This is a genomic window from Streptomyces sp. NPDC046939 (genome assembly GCF_040644575.1).
In the GTDB taxonomy this organism is placed as follows: Bacteria; Actinomycetota; Actinomycetes; order Streptomycetales; family Streptomycetaceae; genus Streptomyces.
Genome location: NZ_JBEYWV010000027.1, coordinates 36275 through 53233, shown reverse-complemented (window position 1 = coordinate 53233; position 16959 = coordinate 36275). Strand labels below are relative to the sequence as shown.

Genomic DNA, 16959 nt, shown 5'->3' with positions numbered 1-16959 from the left:
GACGCCCACTCCCCCCGGGTACGCGGATCACGGCCTGGCCGGGGGTGTGGGCCACGCGAAGTCGTTCGTGGAGTCCTTCGGGGCGTTCTTCGGGTCGACCGGCCAGACGAAGTCGCCGGGCGCGTTCCTCGGGTCGATGGGCCACACGAAGTCCGACGCGGAGTCGAGCCCGTCCCGCACACCGGAGAACACACCGGCGCCCGGGCGGCCCGAGGGCGGCGTCGGCCAGGCGAAGTCCTGGGTCGTGGCCTGCGGCGCCTGCCCCGCCACATCGGCGGCCTGAGCGGGCGCCGCCCAGGCCATGCCGGCCAGCACACCGGCGGCGACAGTGAGAACGGCGGAGATACAACGGTTGGTACGGGCCACGACAGGTCTCCATTCCATGCGGTCAGACTTGTTCACGACAGTGCGCATGGAGCCAGTGGTGCTTCAGCTCCCCCGGGCCGGTCCGCGTTCCCCGCGCTTTCCGGCCGCTGAGAAGAGAAAACCACCCCGCCCCCACCCCTGTCCGCATCACACGAGGTCAGGAAGCTGCCTGGCAGGGAACTGCCGCGCTGTGCCGCGACACCGCTTGGACGGACCGCGCCCTGTCGGCGAGGCGCTTCACGTCGAGATTGGCCGGTTCCTGACGCGCCGCTCTTGGACGTCACCGAGCGAGCACCCGCACGGCCAGAAATCCACTGCTCCTTTGCTTTCGGCGCAAAATCGCACCGGAACTCAAGCAGTACTGGACTCTCCGTGCCGCCTCGCACGCCCGCCCGTCACGTGACCGACGTGACCGGAGCGGAGAGGCCAGCCACAGAACGGCACCCCGGAGCAGAGCAGTTGACGACGAGAGGTGCGGAGGTAGTCGAGCTGATCGGCCCCCAGGGCCGGGCAGCGGAGCCACCCACCGTGCTCAGCCACGCTTCCTTGTTGCTTGTTCGTCACGGTCGCCACCACCCGAGACTCAGAGCCGCTGGTGCCGCCCACGACCGCTGCCTTGCCGACGGTGCCGCGCGCGAAGCCTGCTCAGCCATCGACGGGGCACGAAGTAAGTGTCGGCAGCGAACGGATGACGAAGAACAGCTCTTTGGTTAAGAGAGACACCGCAAATCAAGCCGATGACCTGCGGCTTTGCGAAACCGAATGTCGGCGGCGGCCGACATTCACTCGGGATGAATGTCGCTGGGGGCCGACGTTGGGCTCCGAAAGTTGCGCTCATCCGCAACTCCACTCCAAAAGTTGCGGCTAGGCGCAAGATTTACGCCCTCGCCAGCGTCCCCCGTCACCTAGTTGGAGCCTGCCGACGTCTGGAATGTCGCTCCTACTGGCTGAGCCCAGTGCGGGCGGGCGACCACGGCACGGACCTCGCCAAGCTGATCGCCGAACAGTTCGGTGCCGGGCCCGTCCATGAGGTCAAGGCCACCGTCTACCGCAGGCCACCCCACGACATGCTCGGGGCTGAGGGTTACTCCCTGGTCAGTGACTACTTCCTACGCCGCGTGCTCCCTTACTGCATGATGCACAACTCAGTCACTCGTACCGAGATCGCGGAGGAGGTAGGAGTGGCACGTACCAGCGTGGGCCATGCCCTGGACGCTCTGTGCTCGCAAAACCTGATCCGGAAGGTGAAGCGCGGCTCCTACGAGCTCAACCCCCGGGTGGCCTACAACGGCAACGGGGCAGAGCAGCGCGACTTTCTCGCGGAGCTGCGCGCCCTGGACCTCGACACGCGGTTCCCGGACGAACTCGGCCCCGAACTCACTCTGTTCGCCCGTTCCGACGTCGGCTGACCGGAAGGATCCAGCTGTGCTGTTCAGTACGACAGGCCTGTTGGCGATGCTGCACCGCCTCCAGTTGACGCCGACCGCCATCGACGTGCTGTCCGTGATGGTGGACAAGCAGCAGCCCGGCGGCAGTGTGGAGATGCGACAGGCCGACATCGACGCCGTCCTCGGTGTCGGCCAGGCATCGATGAGTCGGGCCATGGCCCTCCTGGTCGACCGCGGGATCGTCATTCGCTCAGGAGGCGGCCGCGGGCACCGCTACGCCCTCAATCCGGCGGTGGCGGGCTACGAGAGCCAGACGGAACTCACTTTGGAGATGAACAAGCAGCTCGCCGTCGGCGGGCCGCCGCCGATCAACGTCCCTGACTACGTTCGCCGTCCTCCGAAGGAAGGCCGAGGTGGACTCCACCCCGTGGCGTCCTGACCGTCGGCATTCACGTCGTCAGCGACGCTGCCCCTCCTCCAGGAGGCGCTGGGCCAAGTGGTGGAGGTCTTGCGCTTGGAGTGTCTGGCCGTCGGAGCCTGGGAGCGGGACGTGCAGGGGCTGGGTCCAACGGGTGGGGATGGCGGTCAGGCCGTAGTACGCCCCGGCCAGGCCTCCGGTGACCGCCGCGACGGTGTCCGTGTCGCCGCCGAGGTCGATCGCCGCGCGGAGTGCGTCCTCGAAGCCGGTGGTGGTGCGCAGGGCCCAGACGGCGGAGCCCAGGCAGGGCCAGACGGCGCCGTTGAACTCCGTTGCCTGGTCGGGGTGCCAGTCGGGGGCGAGGACCGTGGCGTAGCGGGCGCGGTGGTCGGGCCGCCTCCGCACATCTCGCCGCCAACGCCGGGCACCGGGAACCGCGCGCCGCCCGGTAACGCGGGCCGCTTCACCGGCGCCGACGTCGGCGGACCACGGTCACGGACGCAGGCCCAGCATGCGTCCGACCTCGTCGTGACCGATCGCTTCCCCCGGAACCCCCTGAGCGGCGCGTCGCTCACGCTCGGCGATTGCCAGCGCGTCCTCGAGATCCTCCCTCACCTGAGGTGAGAGGAGGCGTGCGGGCACGTGGCCGTCGGTGAGCGCGATGGTCTCCCGGGCGTGTGCGGCCCGGCGGACGAGAGCGGCGGGGTCGGGGCGCGCCTGGCTGGGCGTCACTTCGGTCATGTCCTCATGATGGCAAGGGGCCGATGCTGATCACCGGCCGTTCCGCGTGTCGGCCCCGGCACATACGTGTCGTGGGCAGTGTGTGCCAGCCCGTGTTTCTTCCGTGGGGCCGGGGCCGGTCGGCAGGCTCGGTGTGTCGTCCACCGTGGGTCGATTCCACGTAGCGCACCGGGAGAGAGCAATGGACATCCGTCAACTTCGCACGTTTCACCGTGTGGCCGTGCTGGGGAGTTTCACGCGTGCCGCGGCCGAACTGAATTACGCGCAGTCCAGTGTGACGGCCCAGATCAAGAACCTGGAGGTGTCGCTCGGCAGTGATCTGTTCGAGCGGGTCGGCGGGAAGGTGAAGCTGACGCCCGCCGGTACGCGGCTGCTGCCGTACGCGGGGCAGATGCTCTCGCTGGCCGACGAGGCGCGTGGCGCGGCCTCGCCCGACGCCCAGCCCGAGGGCGTGCTGACGATCGGGACGATGGAGAGCATCACCTCCTACCGGATGCCTGCGGTGCTGGAGTACTTCCACCACCGCTACCCGCGCCTGCAGATCGCGCTGCGGCCGAGCCTGTGCGCCGAGACGCTGCACTCCCTGCGCCAGGGCGTGTTCGACGCGGGCTTCCTGATGGAGGCGGAGACGCAGCACTCCGGTGTGCACAGCGAGGTGCTCGGCGCGGAGGAGATGGTCGTGGTGGCCGCGCCGGGGCACCGGCTGGCCGGGGAGGCGAAGGTGGCCACGGACGATCTGCGTCTGGAGTCGGTTCTCGCGCCGGAGGCCGGCTGCGCCTACCGGGAGCTGCTGGAGGCGGAGTTGAACGACGGCTCCGGTGAGCCGGTGCCGTTCCTGGAGTTCGGCAACATCGAGGCGATCAAGCGCGGGGTCGGCGCGGGTCTCGGTGTCAGTCTCCTGCCCCGTATGACCGTCCTGGACGAGCTGTCCTCGGGCGTGCTCGTGCCGCTGGCCTGGGAGGTGCCCTTCGTGCTCTACACGCAGCTCGCGTGGCGCAAGGGGGCGCAGCTCTCGCGGGAGCGGCAGGTGTTCGTGGAGAAGGTCATCGACTTCCTCAGCCGCGAATATCAGGAGGGCCGGGAGTCCTAGTCGGCTCGCACGCATCCGGCATCAGGCATCCATCAGCCCGCCGTCGCCTATTCATGAGGCTTTTTCATGTTGCGCATGAATGGATTAGCTTCATCGATCGGTTGAGGCGATCTGGGCCATCTGTTTCGCCGAAGTGGAATCCTGGATTTTCTGTCGGGCGCCGCAGAGACTTTTAGAGTCCCAGTTACACACCAGAGGGAATCGACATGTCCCAGGTCATGCTTCCGTCCAAGCGCTTTGTCGTGTCGAGCGTGTCCTCCGACGCCCACATGTGGAATCTCGTTTTTCTGCAGCTTCTGCTTGAGGAACAGGGAGCCCACGTGGTGAATCTGGGGGCTTGCGTCCCCGACGATCTCATCATCGAGGAGTGCCTGCGCTCCGCCCCGGACGTGCTGGTCATCAGTACGGTCAATGGGCATGGGCACCTCGACGGGCTGCGGCTGATCCGCCGGATAAGAAGCCATCCCGAACTCTCCGGACTGCGTGTGGTCATCGGTGGGAAACTCGGGGTGCGCGGCGCCGACAACATCGTGTTCGCCGAAGAACTCTCCCTCAGTGGCTATGACGCGGTGTTCGAGGCCGATGGCGGTATCGAGGGTTTTCAGGAATTCCTCGAAACGCTCGACAGCACCTCTTCGAGGCCCGCCCTCCTTTCCTCGGAGGCGGCGGCATGAGCGAGTTGACGCAGGCGTCCCACAGGGGGTCCGTCGCGGGCCCGCAGAAGAATGGCGGGCGCTTTTCCCGCTATGTGCACGCGATGCACGCGCAGGGCCGGCTCGTCGTGCAGCCCCGTATGGGGTTCGCCGATCTGGCCACGATGCGTGAGGGGCTGCTCGGCGTCCGGCGCGCCGACGCCTCGGCCATCGGCACGATCACCCTGGACAGCTACACGCGGGTCAACGACCACGACTCCGCGCGGCAGGCGCTGCGTACGGGCGCCGAGCTGAACGGGTTTCCGCTGGTCGCCCATGGGGCGGAGACGACGCGGGCGCTGCTGGACTCCGTGTCCGGACCTGAGTTCCCCGTTCAGGTGCGGCATGGTTCGGCGCTGCCGTATCCGTTGTTCCAGGCCATGGTCGAAGCGGGTGTGGACGCCACCGAGGGCGGCCCGGTCTCGTACTGCCTGCCCTACAGCCGCGCCCCGATCAGCCGGGCGGTCGAGGCGTGGGCCCGGTGCTGCGAGCTGATCGCCGAGCAGCCCGAGCCGATGCATCTGGAGAGCTTCGGCGGCTGCATGCTGGGGCAGTTGTGCCCGCCGAGCCTGCTGGTGGCGCTGAGCGTGCTCGAAGCCCTGTTCTTCCGGGAGCACGGGCTGAGCGACATCTCGTTGAGCTACGCGCAGCAGACGCATCCGGGGCAGGATCTGGAGGCGATCGCGGCGCTGCGCCGGTTCGCCGGTGAACGCCTCGGCGAGGCGACCTGGCATGTTGTGCTCTACACGTTCATGGGTGTCTTCCCCCGGACGCCCACCGGCTCGTACCGGATTCTCGAGGAGAGTGTGCGGCTCGCGGTCCGCAGCGGCAGCGAGCGGTTGATCGTGAAGACGCCCGCGGAGGCGCATCGCATCCCGACCATCGCCGAGAACGTCGACGCGCTCGAATTCGCCGAGTCCATCGCCCGTGACGAGGCGGGGCGTGCGGGGCAGGCCGTCGTCGCGACCGACTCGGGGATCTACGAGGAGGCGCGGCTGCTCATCGACGCCACGCTCGAACTGGCGCCGACGGTCGGCGAGGCGCTGGTCAAGGCGTTCGAGCGGGGTCTGCTCGACGTCCCGTACTGCCTGCACCAGGACAACGCCAACAAGTCGCGGGCCTATGTCGACGCGCGCGGCATGCTCCAGTGGGCCGAGCCGGGGCGGATGCCGTTGCGCGTGGAGCGGGGCAGCGCGCGGCCGGTGAGCGCCAAGGGGCTGCTGACCATGCTCGGCTTCAACGAGCGGCGCTTCGACGGCGAGCAGCTCACCCACGGCCATCTGCGCAGCGTGCAGTACGCGGCCCGCCCGCACCCCCGGGAGCTGGCATGACGCTCCCCGCGCTGGCCCGGCGCCGGGTCCGGGCGCTGCGGCTGCGGGCCCGCGGCCACCTTTTCCCCTCCGTACGTCCCTACCCGACCCACCCGAGGAGCCTGTCGTGAACACACGTACACCCACCCTCGACTCGGTACGCCGTCGCGGCGCTCTGCGCGCGGTGGTGAGCCGTGGCATCCGTGGCCTGTCGCTGCGCGGCGACGACGGCCGCTGGTCGGGGCTCGACGCCGATGTGGCGCGGGCGGTCGCCGCGGCGGCGGCCGGTGACGCGGACGCCGTCGAGTGGGTCTCGTCCGATCCGGCGGACCGGCTCTCCCACCTGGCGGACGGCGACGCCGAGCTGACCGTGGCCAACGTGAGCTGGACGCTCGGCCGCGAAGCGTCGCTGCCGGTGCTGTTCGCCGGGGTGACCTGCTACGACGGCGAAGGGTTCCTCGTCCGCGCCGACAGCGGCATCACCCGCCCCGAGGAGCTGAACGGGCGCAAGGTCGCCGTGCAGGCGGGCACGACCAGCGCCGCCAATCTGGCCTCCTGGTACGGCGGCCGGGGCCTCGCGGTGGAGCCGGTCGCCCATCCGACCCCGGCGGCGACGCTGGCCGGCTACGCGAGCGGCGACTGCGCGGCCTACGTCCTCGACCGGGTGGCGCTCGCCGGGGAGCGGGCGGCGCTGCCGGACCCGTCGGCGCACGTCATCCTCGATGCGGCCATCTCGCGCGAGCCGATGGCCGCCGCCGTCCGCGACGACGACGCCGCCTGGTTCCGGCTGTGCCGCTGGGTGCTGCAACTCCTCGTCTCCGCCGAGTTCCACGTCGACGAGGTCGGCGAGCGCGAGAAGGCCCTCGCGCAGGCGGCCGAGGCGGCGGGCGCGCACGGCCCGGCGGTCGGCCTCGACGAGGGCTGGGCGGCGCGGGTCCTCGACGCGGTCGGCACCTACGCGGACGTCTACGAACGCAACCTCGGCACGGCCTCGGGACTCGCCGTGCCGCGCGGTCTCAACGAGCTGTACACGCGCGGCGGCCTGCAGTACGCCGTGCCCCTCCACTGAGCCCGACCCCCGATTCCCACCTGCTGCGAAAGGCATTCTCATGAGTACCGACACCCGGGCCCCGGGCACGGAGAAGAAGGGAGCGACCGAGCTGACCCTCGCCATGGTGCTCTCGGGCACCCTCGGCGTCTTCGTCATCGAATCGGGCGCGTCCCCCTTCAACGTCGTCTTCTTCCGCTGCCTGTTCGGCACCGCCGCGCTCGGCCTGTACTGCCTGGTGCGCGGCTTCTTCAAGAACCACAACTTCACGCCGAAGAAGCTGGGCCTCGCCGCGCTCGGCGGCGTCTTCATCGTCTTCAACTGGGCGTTCCTCTTCGAGAGCTACGAGGGCACGTCCATCTCGGTGGCGACGGTCGTCTACCACACGCAGCCGTTCTACGTGATGCTGCTCGGCGCGCTGCTCTTCCGCGACAAGCTGACGGCCACCAAGTTCGGCTGGCTCGGCATCGCCTTCGTCGGCCTGATCCTCGTCGCGGGCGTCTCCGCGTCCGATCTGACGGGCAGCGGGGACAGCTCCTACCTGGCGGGTCTCGGCTACGCGCTGCTCGCCGCCGTCTTCTACGCCGTCTCCACGGTCATCACCAAGCGGGTCACCGGGGTGCGTCCGCACCTGGTCGCGCTGGTCCAGCTGGTGCTCGGCATCTTCCTGCTGCTGCCCTTCACGTCCCTGTCCGAGACGAAGGACCTCGGCGCCGACTGGGGCTGGCTGGTCGGCCTCGGCCTCATCCACACCTGCGTGATGTACGTCCTCATGTACTCGGCGTACCAGAAGCTGCCCACGCCGAAGATCGCCGTACTCGCCTTCGTCTACCCGGCCGTGGCGATGCTCATGGACTGGGCGGTGTACGGGCACAGCGTCAGCCTGCTCCAGGCGCTCGGCATCCCGCTGATCGTCGCCGCGAGCCTCGGCATCAACCTCGGCTGGTCCTTCAAGCGGCAGCCCAAGCCCGTGGCGGCACCGGCCACCCAGGACACCACCACCACCGACACCCAGGTCACGATCCCCTCCGGAGGCACCCGATGACGCTCGTCACCGATTCCAGCGCGCCGCGCATCGCCATCGTCGGGGCGACGGGAGCCGTCGGCAACACGCTCATCGACCTGATCGAGCAGCGCGGGCTCCGCTACCGCTCGGTGCAGCTGGTCGCCTCGGCCCGCTCGGCCGGCACCGAACTCACCGTCGACGGCGTCGCCTATCCCGTACACGCGGTGGACGAGTTCGACTTCTCCACCGTGGACCTGGCGTTCTTCTCGGCCGGTACGGAGGCCAGCCAGCAGTGGGTGCCGAAGGCGACGGCGGCCGGTGCCCTCGTCATCGACAACACCATCGCCTACCGCATGGACCCGGACACCCCGCTCGTCGTCCCGCAGGTCAACGCGCACGAGCTGGACCGGCGGCCGAAGTCCGGCGTCATCGCCAACCCGAACTGCTCCACGATCCCGCTCGTCCGGCTCCTGAAGGGCATCGAGCAGCGGTGGGGTGTGCGGCAGGCCGTCGTCAGCACCTACCAGGCCGCGTCGGGCCTGGGTCACCCGGGCGTCGACGAGTTGAAGGACGCGAGCCGCGCCGCGCTTGAGCGGCCCGACGAGCCCTACCCCAGCAAGGAGTTCACGCCCTCGCTGGCCTTCAACGTGATACCGAAGATCGACCGGTTCCTGGAGACCGGCTTCACGCTGGAGGAGCAGAAGATGCTCCAGGAGTCGCGGAAGATCCTCTCCATCCCGCACCTGGACGTCACCACCACCTGCGTCCGCGTCCCCGTGGTCACCGGGCACTCGGAGGCCGTCTGGATCGAGGCGCAGGGCGTCGTGGACCGCGCCGAGCTGGTCGAGGTCCTCGCCGCGCTGCCCGAGGTGACCGTGCACGACCTCGACGAGGTGCGGCAGTTCCCGACCCCGGCCACGATCGACGACCCGAACCGGGTCCATGTCGGGCGGGTCCGGGTCAACCCCAACAACCCGCGCGCCTTCTGGCTCTGGCTGGTCGCCGACAACCTCACCATCGGCGCCGCCCTGAACGCGATCCAGATCGCGGAGGAGCTCATCGCACGGGGGACGGTGTGACGGCCAACGCGCCCGCGGCGCACGTCAAGCCGCCCGTCGTGGTGAAGTTCGGCGGCTCCAGCTTCCGTACCCTCGCCGCGTACGGACAGCTCGCCGAGGCGCTGTCGCGCCGGGTGGAGCAGGAGAACACCCGCATGGTGGTCGTGGTGAGCGGCCAGCCGGGCGAGACCGAGCAGTTCCGGGAGCGGCTCAGCCAGGTCAACGCGCACCCGGAGGACGAGACGGTCGCCGGTCTGCTGACGCTCGCCGACACCGTGGGCGCCCAGCTCCTCGCGACCGCCCTGCACCGCACGGGCCGCAGCGCGACCGTCCTCGCCGGGCACCAGCTCGGCCTGACCACCGACTCGGCGTTCATGTGGGCCCGCCTGGAACACACCGACCCCGGACCGCTGCGCGCCGCGCTCGCCGAGAACGAGATCGTGGTGGTGCCCGGCGGCCAGGCCGCCGACAAGGAGGGCCGGCCGACCTGGCTCGGCAAGAACAGCTCGGACCTGTCCGCGGTGGCGGTGGCGGCGGCCGTCGGCGCCCCGCGCTGTGAGGTCCACTCCGACGTCGACGGCATCTACAGCAGCGACCCGCACCTGATCACGGGCGCGCAGTTGCTGCGCCAGGTGTCGTACAACACGGCGGCGCTGATGTCCCTGTACGGCGCGAAGGTGCTGCACCGCCGGTCGGTGCGGCTCGCCCAGCGCCACGGCATCGAGATCGTGTGCCGGTACAACCGGGACCCGTTCACCATCGGGACGGTGATCGGCGCCGCCGGTTCCACGGTGGCCGCCGTCGTCCTGAACCAGCGCTCCGCCGCCCTGCGCTACGCGAGCCACGAGTTCGCCGACCAGGCGTACGCGGCCTTCCACGGCGCCAACATCGACGTGGTGCGGCTGGCGTCGGGCCCGCTCGTGGCGGTCACCGGCGGCTTCGTGGACCTTCCCGAGTTCCAGCGGCGCAACGGCATCACCCCCGGCGAGTTCGCGGGTGTCCCGGTCTCCGCGATCCGCGGCAGCGAGGTGGTGACCCAGCTGGCCCGGGACGAGGAGGACGCCCTGCACCTGTCGCAACGCCTGCACGACCACGTGAACCGCCCGAGCGCGGACCCCCACGCACCCCTGCTAGAGATGCAAGGAGTCTGAACATGACCGCGACCACCGACCACGGCGTCCCGGCCACCGCCACCGCCCCCCGCACCGTCGCGACCTTCGCCGAGATAGCACTCCCCGACGCCGTGCGCGACGCCCTGTCCGAACAGTTGGCCGCGCTGCCTGATCCGAACATCGACATCGACCGGTCGACGGCCAGGCTGCTGCAGATCTTCGCGACGCTGCCGACCGACATCTTCCAGCAGGTCCTGGACTTCGGGCGGCACGTCGACACCCCGGGCGTCGCCCTCGTCAGCAACCTCCCCGTGGACGCCGAGCTGCCGGGCACCCCCACGGACGGCGGCCCCAGCACCGACAAGACCTCGTTCGTCGCCGAGGGCGTACTGCTCGGCCTCAGCGGACTGCTGGGCGAGCCGATGGGCGTGCTGACGGAGAAGGCCGGGCAGCTGATCCACGACGTGGTGCCGGTGCCGGGCGGTTCGAAGACCCAGACGAACCAGGGCTCGGAGGTCTTCCTGAACTTCCACAGCGACATCATGCACGACGTGATCGGCCGCTACGACGTCGCCAACCCGGACTTCCTCGTGCTGAGCTGCCTGCGCGCCGACCACGACGGGGTCGCCGGCACCTTCTACGCCGACGCCCGCGACATCTCCGCCGCGCTGCCCCCGACGGTCCTGGAGACGCTGCGCTCCCCGCTGTTCCGGCTCAACGCGCCGGGCAGCTATGTGCGCGACGTCGCCGACGGCCAGGAGGTCCTCTCCGACCCGGTGCCGATGATCAGCGGCCACACCGCGTACCCGGAGATCGCGATCTCCGCCAACGGGGTGCACCCGCTCACCAGCGGCGCCCGGGAAGCCCTCGACATCCTCCAGGAGGTGTGCCGGGAGGTCGCGCACAGCGTCCACCTCCGCCCCGGACAGGCCCTGCTGATCAACAACCGCAAGGGGGTGCACGCCCGCTCGACGTTCACCGCCCGCTACGACGGACAGGACCGCTGGCTGCAGCGCACCTACGTACGCCGCAGCCTGTGGAACGTGCGCTACCGCGTCACGGACGACAACCGGCGGGTGCACTACTGATCCCCCGCCGCTCCCGCGCGGCCGCCCCGTGCCGGACCCGGAAACCCCGGGCCCCGCACGGGGCCTTCGTGCGTACGGGGCCGCCGTGGCCTCGACCGGTCACGCCCCTGGGGGCCAGGGCCGGGCCCGCCCGTTCGCCCGCACGGCGCCCCATGATCTACGTACCCGCAGTCACAGGGGAGCGACGTGAGGGAGACCATGGGCAGGACATTGGCGGACAAGACGTGGGACGCCCATGTGGTGCGGGGCGGGGGCGGCGGCGACGACCTGCTCTACGTGGACCTGCAACTGCTGCACGAGGTGAACACCCCGCAGGCGTTCGACCGGCTGCGCGCGGCCGGCCGTACGGTGCGCCGCCCCGACCTGACCGTCGGCACCGAGGACCACAACACCCCGACGCTCGCCCTGGACCGCGTCATCAAGGACCGCGAGGGGCGCAGGCAGGCCGAGCTGATGCGGGCCAACTGCGCCGAGTTCGGTATCCCGCTGCACCGCTTCGGCGACCCGGGCCAGGGCATCGTCCACGTCATCGCGCCCGAACTCGGCCTCGTACGGCCCGGGATGACCATCGTGTGCTGCGACTCGCACACCACGACGCTCGGCGCGTTCGGCGCGCTCGCCTTCGGCATCGGCGCCAGCCAGGTCGAGCACGTCCTTGCCACCCAGACCCTTCCCATGCGGCCGTTGAAGACCATGGCGGTGAACGTCGGCGGGACGCTGCCCGAGGGCGTCGGCGCCAAGGACCTCGTCCTCGCGCTGATCGCCCAGGTCGGTACGGCGGGCGGGCAGGGCCACATCATCGAGTACCGCGGCGAGGGCGTGCGGGCGCTGTCGATGGAGGCCCGGATGACGCTGTGCAACATGTCCGTGGAGGCCGGCTCACGGGCCGGAATGATCGCCCCGGACGAGACGACCTTCGCCTACCTCGCGGACTGCCCCGGCATGCCCGAGGGCGCCGCGTGGGACGCCGAGGTCGCGTACTGGCGCTCCCTGGCCACCGACGCGGACGCCCGCTTCGACAAGGAAGTCGCCCTCGACGCGTCCGCCTTGAGCCCGTACGTGTCCTGGGGCACCAACCCGGCGCAGAGCGTCCCGCTCGACGGCCACGTCCCGGCCGCCGCGGACTTCGCGAGCGCCGAGGAGCGCGCCGCCGCCGAACGGGCCCTTCAGTACATGGACCTGAAGCCGGGCACCGCGATGCGCGACATCACCGTCGACACCGTCTTCCTCGGCTCGTGCACCAACAGCCGCATCGAGGACCTGCGGGCCGCCGCCGACGTGCTGCGCGGCCGGAAGGTCGCCGACGGGCTGCACATGATGATCGTGCCGGGCTCGGCGCGGGTCCGCCTGCGCGCCGTCGAGGAGGGCCTTGACCGGGTGTTCGCCGAGGCGGGTGCCGACTTCCGCATCGGCGCGGGCTGCTCGATGTGCGCGGCGCTCAACGAGGACCGGCTCCTTCCCGGCCAGCGGGCCGCGTCCACCAACAACCGCAACTTCGAGGGCCGGCAGGGCCGCGGGTCGCGCACCCACATCGTCTCGCCCGCCGTGGCCGCCGCTACGGCGGTCACCGGCCGCCTGTCCTCGCCCGCCGACCTGTAGACGTCTTCGAGACGGAGCCCCACGCCATGGAGAAGTTCATCCGGCACACCGGCCGCGCGGTGCCGCTGCGCCGCACCGACGTCGACACCGACCAGATCATCCCGGTCCGGTTCTGCGCCAGCACCACCCGCGACGGACACGCCGACGCCCTGTTCGCCGACTGGCGCGCCGACCCCGATTTCGTCCTCAACCGGCCCGAGCGGCAGGGCGCCGACGTCCTGATCGCGGGCACCGACTTCGGCACAGGATCCTCCCGCGAGTACGCGGTCTGGGCGCTCCAGGACTACGGCTTCCGGGTCGTCATCGCACCCCGCTTCGGCGACATCTTCCGGGGCAACTCCCTGATGAACGGCCTGCTCACCGTCGTCGTACCGCTCGCGGTGGTGGAGCGCCTGTGGCGGCTCACGGAGGCCGACCCGTCGGTGGAGGTCACCGTCGACCTGGCGGAGCAGCAGGTGCGGTGCGGCTACCTCGTCCAGCCGTTCACGATCGACGAGGACGTGCGGCGCCGCCTCCTCGGCGGCCTCGACGCCATCGACGACACCCTGCGCTTCGCCGCCGACATCGCCCGCTACGAGGCAGGGAGGCGCCCGGCGCTGCCGGTGACGCGGACGCCGGTACCGGCGCTGGTGGACCGATGAAGCTGTCGCAGTGCGCCGCGTTCGTCGCCATCGCCGACACCGGGTCGTTCACCAACGCGGCCCGCGCCCTGGAGATCAGCCAGTCCGCGATCAGCCACGCGATCGCCGGTCTGGAGGCCGAGCTGGGCGTGACCCTGATGGAGCGGGACCGCTCCGGGGTCCGGCTGACCGACGCCGGGCAGCGCGCGCTGGAACCGGCGCGGCTGATGGTGGTGCAGGCCGAGCGGGTGCGGCGGGCCGTCCGCGCCACCGGGGCGGGGCCCGAGGGGCCGTTGCGGATCGGCACCAGTCAGAGCTTCGCGGCCCGCCTGCTGCCCGCTGTGATGTCCGAACTGTCGCTGCGCTGCCCCCGGTTGGAGATCGAGCTGCGCGAGGGCAGCGACACGCAGATCACCCAGTGGCTGCGCGGCAACGGAGTCGACGTCGGCATCGTCACCCTGCCCAAGCGGGGCCTGACCACGGTCCCGCTGCTCCAGGACGAGCTGGTCGCGGTGGTGCCGCCCGGCCACCCGGAGGGCGAGCGGCCGGAGCTGCGCATCGACCAGCTGGCGGGCGACCCGTTCCTGATGCCGGTGGGCGCGGTCGAGACGCTGGTGCGGGCCGCGTTCCGCACGGTCGGCCTCGAACCCCGGGTCGGCCATCATCTGCGGGACATCAACGCGCTGCTCGCCATGGTCGGCGCCGGTCTCGGCGTGACGGTCCTGCCGCGCCTCGCCCTGCCGCTCGTCCTGCCCGACGTGCGCCTGGTGCCGCTGTCGCCCGCCGTCGTACGGCACCTGGGGCTCGGGACGCGGCTCGGCTCGCACGGCTCCCCGGCGGTGGAGGCGTTCGTCGACGCGGCGCGGCCGCTGGCGCTCCGCAGCGACCAGGGGAGGCGGCCCGTTGCGGTGCACTGAGACGGCTCCCCCGGGCTCACGCCACCGGGCGCGTCGGGGCGTGGCGGATGCCGAGCACGGTGCAGCCGGTCTCGGTGCTGACCTGGTGGACGCTGCCGGGCTCCTCGATGACCAGGTCGCCGGGCCGGTAGCGGTCGCCGTTGCTGTTGAGCAGTTCCCCGTCCAGGACGACGATCAGCTCGTGGCCGAGGTGCTCGTGCAGGTCGCCGTGGGCGCCCGGCGCCATCCTGGTGATCATCGCCGCGCCGTTCGCCGCGTCGTCGGTGGTGTAGAGGCGGTGCACGTCGACCCCGGCCCGGCCGGGCTCGGACCAGCTCTCCCAGGACAGGGCGTCGAGCCCGAGGGGGTCGAAGATGTCGCGGACGACGGTGACGGGGCGCGGCCGGACCTCGGCGGCGGGGGCCGCGGCCTGAGCGGTGACGAGGGACATGGCGGGGCTCGCTTTCTCGGTGACTGGGCGAAGGGGTCGGCGGGGCGGGGCGGGCTAGCGGGCGAGGGCGGCGCCGGCCGGGGCGGGGACGGCGCCCCGCAAGGGGGTGAGGAGGTCGGCCGCGATGGCGTCGGCGTTCTGCACGAAGTCCGTCCAGAACCCCGGCCGGCTGCTGCCGCCCTGCATGAACCAGCGGGTGTGCTCGGTGGGGATGCCGAGGACGTACAGGCCCGTGTCGGCCCGGCCGTCCTTGTCCAGCGGGTGGAAGGGCGCCTCGGTGACGGCGACGCCGCCGGTGTCGAAGCGGTCGCCGTCGGCGCCCCGGTTGACGTACGAGGTCCAGATGCCCTGCGCGACGAGGCTCCGGGTGAGCGGGTGCGGGTCGGTGCGCACGTCGGGCGTCGGGACACGGGCGTCGAGAACGGTGTCGACGAGCACCTTGGACCCGGCGACGTACGGCGAGTGCACGGCGAACCGGCCGGACTCGGGGTCGGGCAGGAAGCGCGTGTCGGGCCCGGCGATCCGCAGCAGGCCGCAGCGCAGGAGCGCCATGACCTGGCGCAGCCGCACCCGGGGCGGGCCCGCCGCGAGGAAGGAGCTGCGCGGCACGTACCAGCCGAGGAAGTCCTCGCGGTGCGAGGTCGGGGTGAGCCCGGCGAAGTCGACGAGCGAGCGGATGACGGCGCGCGAGTCGCGGATGACGTCGAGGGCGGCCTTGAGCGGGTCGTCGACGTTGCCCGCCTCGGCGTGCGCGAGGTCGTCGGCGAGCGCGCGGGTCAGGGCGGCGGCGAACTGCTCCGGGCTGTCGAAGTGGCGGCCCGCGAACGGGCGGGCCTGCTCGTCGAGGTCGATGCGGGGTACGTCCCCGAGCCCGTACCCGGCGGCGATGGCGACGACGTCGGGCACCCCGTCCTCGGCTGCGGCGACCACCTCGGCGACGAACGCGGCGGACTTCCCCGGGCCGTGGCGCGCGTCAAGGGTCGTGGCGTAGTAGACGAGTTCGACCTCGGCGAGCAGCCACGGCACGGCGTCCTCCGCGAAGGAGATCTCGCCGTGGGGGCGCTGGGCGAGGATGCGCTCGGTGGTGAACAGCATGTGGTCGTAGCGGTGGTCGTGGTGCTTCTGGTTGCGGCCCCGGGCCGGGAGCGGCATGGCGCTGCGCGAACCGGCGACGAGGACCGGCTCGCTGCCGCTGGGCCGGTAGACGAGGCCGCCCGCGCCGTCCTCCTCGTAAGTTCCGCCGCGCCCCTCGGTGAGGGCGGCCATCACGTCGTAGAAGGAGAGGCCGAGGCCGAGGACGCCGACGGGGCTTCCGGCCGGGATGGCGTCGAGCGGCATGTCGGCGGCCGAGTCACCGGCGATGTAGCGCAGGGAGGGGCGGGCGGCGGCGTACTCGGCGAGGCGGCGCTGGTTGCCGGTGGGCTCGGGGACGGTGTGGCCCGTCGTGAGGACGACCCGGTCGACGGTGAGGTGCGCGCTTTCCCGGAACGTCAGCCGATAACTCCCGTCGACGCGTTCGAGCCGGTCGACGGTCGCCTTCACCGGAATGAGCCGCACATTCTCCGGAAGGTTCTCCTCGATTGTTCCGAGGATGAATTGCATGTACCGTCCGTGCAGGGCGCGCGGCGCATAACTGTTGGGCCCCGGGTAATCCGGGTCGACCGACTTCCACCACTGGGCGAGGGACGGCCCGGCGCCGGGTCTCGCGGGCCCGCCGTCCGGCTGCCCGGAGAACGCGGAGACCTCGTCGGCCACCGTGTTCATCAGAAACCATTTCGGCTGGTCGGTGCGCCATACGCGGCCGCTGCCGACCTGGTGCGCGTCGATGAGATAGATGTCGGTGGCCTCGTCGACCGGCCGCTCCGCGATACGGGCCGCCATGCGCTCCAGGACCGAGAGGCCGCGCGGGCCGCTCCCGACTATGGCCACCTTCATGTCCGACACCTTTCGACAGAAACGGTTTCAGCGGGCTGTGGGCAAAAAGATAGGAGCCGCTGTACCTACTGTTCAAGACGGCTTTATTGATGCTTCGCATGAGAGTTGTTCATAGATTTCCGCCGCATCAGCGGCGGAACG

At 70.9% G+C, this 16959-nt stretch carries 17 protein-coding genes and 1 pseudogene; 13 read left to right on the top strand and 5 right to left on the bottom strand.

From position 1 onward, the window contains the following. Positions 1-27: 27 nt before the first annotated feature. Complete coding sequence (locus ABZ877_RS27225; protein WP_361075769.1) at positions 28-384, bottom strand: hypothetical protein; 357 nt, start codon at positions 382-384, stop codon at positions 28-30. Positions 385-1322: 938 nt separating this feature from the next. On the opposite strand from ABZ877_RS27225, the gene ABZ877_RS27220 reads away from it, so the two are divergent. Together ABZ877_RS27220 and ABZ877_RS27215 are read left to right on the top strand one after the other, a co-directional pair. Then, positions 1323-1775: a replication/maintenance protein RepL gene (locus ABZ877_RS27220; RefSeq protein ID WP_361075766.1), complete on the top strand. Its 453-nt coding sequence runs from the start codon at positions 1323-1325 to the stop codon at positions 1773-1775. Positions 1776-1791: 16 nt separating this feature from the next. Next, entirely contained in the window at positions 1792-2193 is a 402-nt protein-coding gene (locus tag ABZ877_RS27215; protein ID WP_361075764.1) for a helix-turn-helix domain-containing protein, read from the top strand. Positions 2194-2211: 18 nt separating this feature from the next. Here ABZ877_RS27215 and ABZ877_RS27210 read toward each other — a convergent pair. Both ABZ877_RS27210 and ABZ877_RS27205 read right to left on the bottom strand, forming a co-directional pair. After that, positions 2212-2601, bottom strand: a pseudogene (locus tag ABZ877_RS27210) (ADP-ribosylglycohydrolase family protein); the annotation flags it as partial. 63 nt (positions 2602-2664) lie between these two features. Continuing rightward, a complete protein-coding gene (locus ABZ877_RS27205) occupies positions 2665-2913 on the bottom strand; it encodes a type II toxin-antitoxin system prevent-host-death family antitoxin (RefSeq protein WP_361075761.1) in 249 nt (82 codons plus the stop codon). Positions 2914-3094: 181 nt separating this feature from the next. Between ABZ877_RS27205 and ABZ877_RS27200 the strand changes: the two genes are divergently transcribed. The 11 genes from ABZ877_RS27200 (at position 3095) to ABZ877_RS27150 (ending at position 14453) form a co-directional block, all read left to right on the top strand. Then, positions 3095-4003 (top strand): LysR family transcriptional regulator, encoded by a 909-nt coding sequence (locus tag ABZ877_RS27200; RefSeq protein ID WP_361075758.1) that lies wholly within the window; start codon positions 3095-3097, stop codon positions 4001-4003. Positions 4004-4209: 206 nt separating this feature from the next. Beyond that, on the top strand, positions 4210-4677 hold the full coding sequence (locus ABZ877_RS27195; RefSeq protein WP_361075755.1) for a cobalamin-dependent protein: 468 nt from the start codon (positions 4210-4212) through the stop codon (positions 4675-4677). Continuing rightward, a complete protein-coding gene (locus tag ABZ877_RS27190; RefSeq protein WP_361075752.1) occupies positions 4674-6026 on the top strand; it encodes a methylaspartate mutase in 1353 nt (450 codons plus the stop codon). Before ABZ877_RS27195 ends, ABZ877_RS27190 begins: the two co-directional genes overlap by 4 nt. Before the next feature lie 106 nt (positions 6027-6132). After that, positions 6133-7074 carry a transporter substrate-binding domain-containing protein gene (locus tag ABZ877_RS27185; RefSeq protein ID WP_361075749.1) on the top strand — a complete coding sequence of 314 codons (942 nt, stop codon included), beginning with the start codon at positions 6133-6135 and terminating at the stop codon, positions 7072-7074. 40 nt (positions 7075-7114) lie between these two features. Further along, positions 7115-8098 carry a DMT family transporter gene (locus ABZ877_RS27180; RefSeq protein WP_361075746.1) on the top strand — a complete coding sequence of 328 codons (984 nt, stop codon included), beginning with the start codon at positions 7115-7117 and terminating at the stop codon, positions 8096-8098. Next, positions 8095-9138 carry an aspartate-semialdehyde dehydrogenase gene (locus ABZ877_RS27175; RefSeq protein WP_361075743.1) on the top strand — a complete coding sequence of 348 codons (1044 nt, stop codon included), beginning with the start codon at positions 8095-8097 and terminating at the stop codon, positions 9136-9138. The genes ABZ877_RS27180 and ABZ877_RS27175 overlap by 4 nt, the downstream gene beginning before the upstream one ends. Beyond that, positions 9135-10268, top strand: coding sequence for an aspartate kinase (locus tag ABZ877_RS27170; protein WP_361075740.1), 1134 nt, complete (start codon positions 9135-9137; stop codon positions 10266-10268). The genes ABZ877_RS27175 and ABZ877_RS27170 overlap by 4 nt, the downstream gene beginning before the upstream one ends. Positions 10269-10270: 2 nt before the next feature. Further along, positions 10271-11317: a TauD/TfdA family dioxygenase gene (locus tag ABZ877_RS27165; protein ID WP_361075736.1), complete on the top strand. Its 1047-nt coding sequence runs from the start codon at positions 10271-10273 to the stop codon at positions 11315-11317. Between the two features lie 198 nt (positions 11318-11515). Further along, on the top strand, positions 11516-12916 hold the full coding sequence (gene leuC / locus ABZ877_RS27160; protein WP_361075733.1) for a 3-isopropylmalate dehydratase large subunit: 1401 nt from the start codon (positions 11516-11518) through the stop codon (positions 12914-12916). A gap of 26 nt (positions 12917-12942) precedes the next feature. Further along, the gene (gene leuD / locus ABZ877_RS27155; RefSeq protein WP_361075730.1) at positions 12943-13557 is read left to right on the top strand and encodes a 3-isopropylmalate dehydratase small subunit; all 615 of its coding nucleotides are present in this window, start codon (positions 12943-12945) and stop codon (positions 13555-13557) included. Further along, the gene (locus ABZ877_RS27150; RefSeq protein ID WP_361075727.1) at positions 13554-14453 is read left to right on the top strand and encodes a LysR substrate-binding domain-containing protein; all 900 of its coding nucleotides are present in this window, start codon (positions 13554-13556) and stop codon (positions 14451-14453) included. Before leuD ends, ABZ877_RS27150 begins: the two co-directional genes overlap by 4 nt. A gap of 16 nt (positions 14454-14469) precedes the next feature. Here the strand turns inward: ABZ877_RS27150 and ABZ877_RS27145 are convergent, their stop codons facing one another. Both ABZ877_RS27145 and ABZ877_RS27140 read right to left on the bottom strand, forming a co-directional pair. Further along, positions 14470-14883, bottom strand: a complete 414-nt coding sequence (locus ABZ877_RS27145; RefSeq protein ID WP_361075724.1) for a cupin domain-containing protein — start codon at positions 14881-14883, stop codon at positions 14470-14472. A 54-nt stretch (positions 14884-14937) separates the two neighbouring features. After that, complete coding sequence (locus ABZ877_RS27140; protein WP_361075721.1) at positions 14938-16818, bottom strand: FAD/NAD(P)-binding protein; 1881 nt, start codon at positions 16816-16818, stop codon at positions 14938-14940. Between the last annotated feature and the right edge of the window lie 141 nt (positions 16819-16959).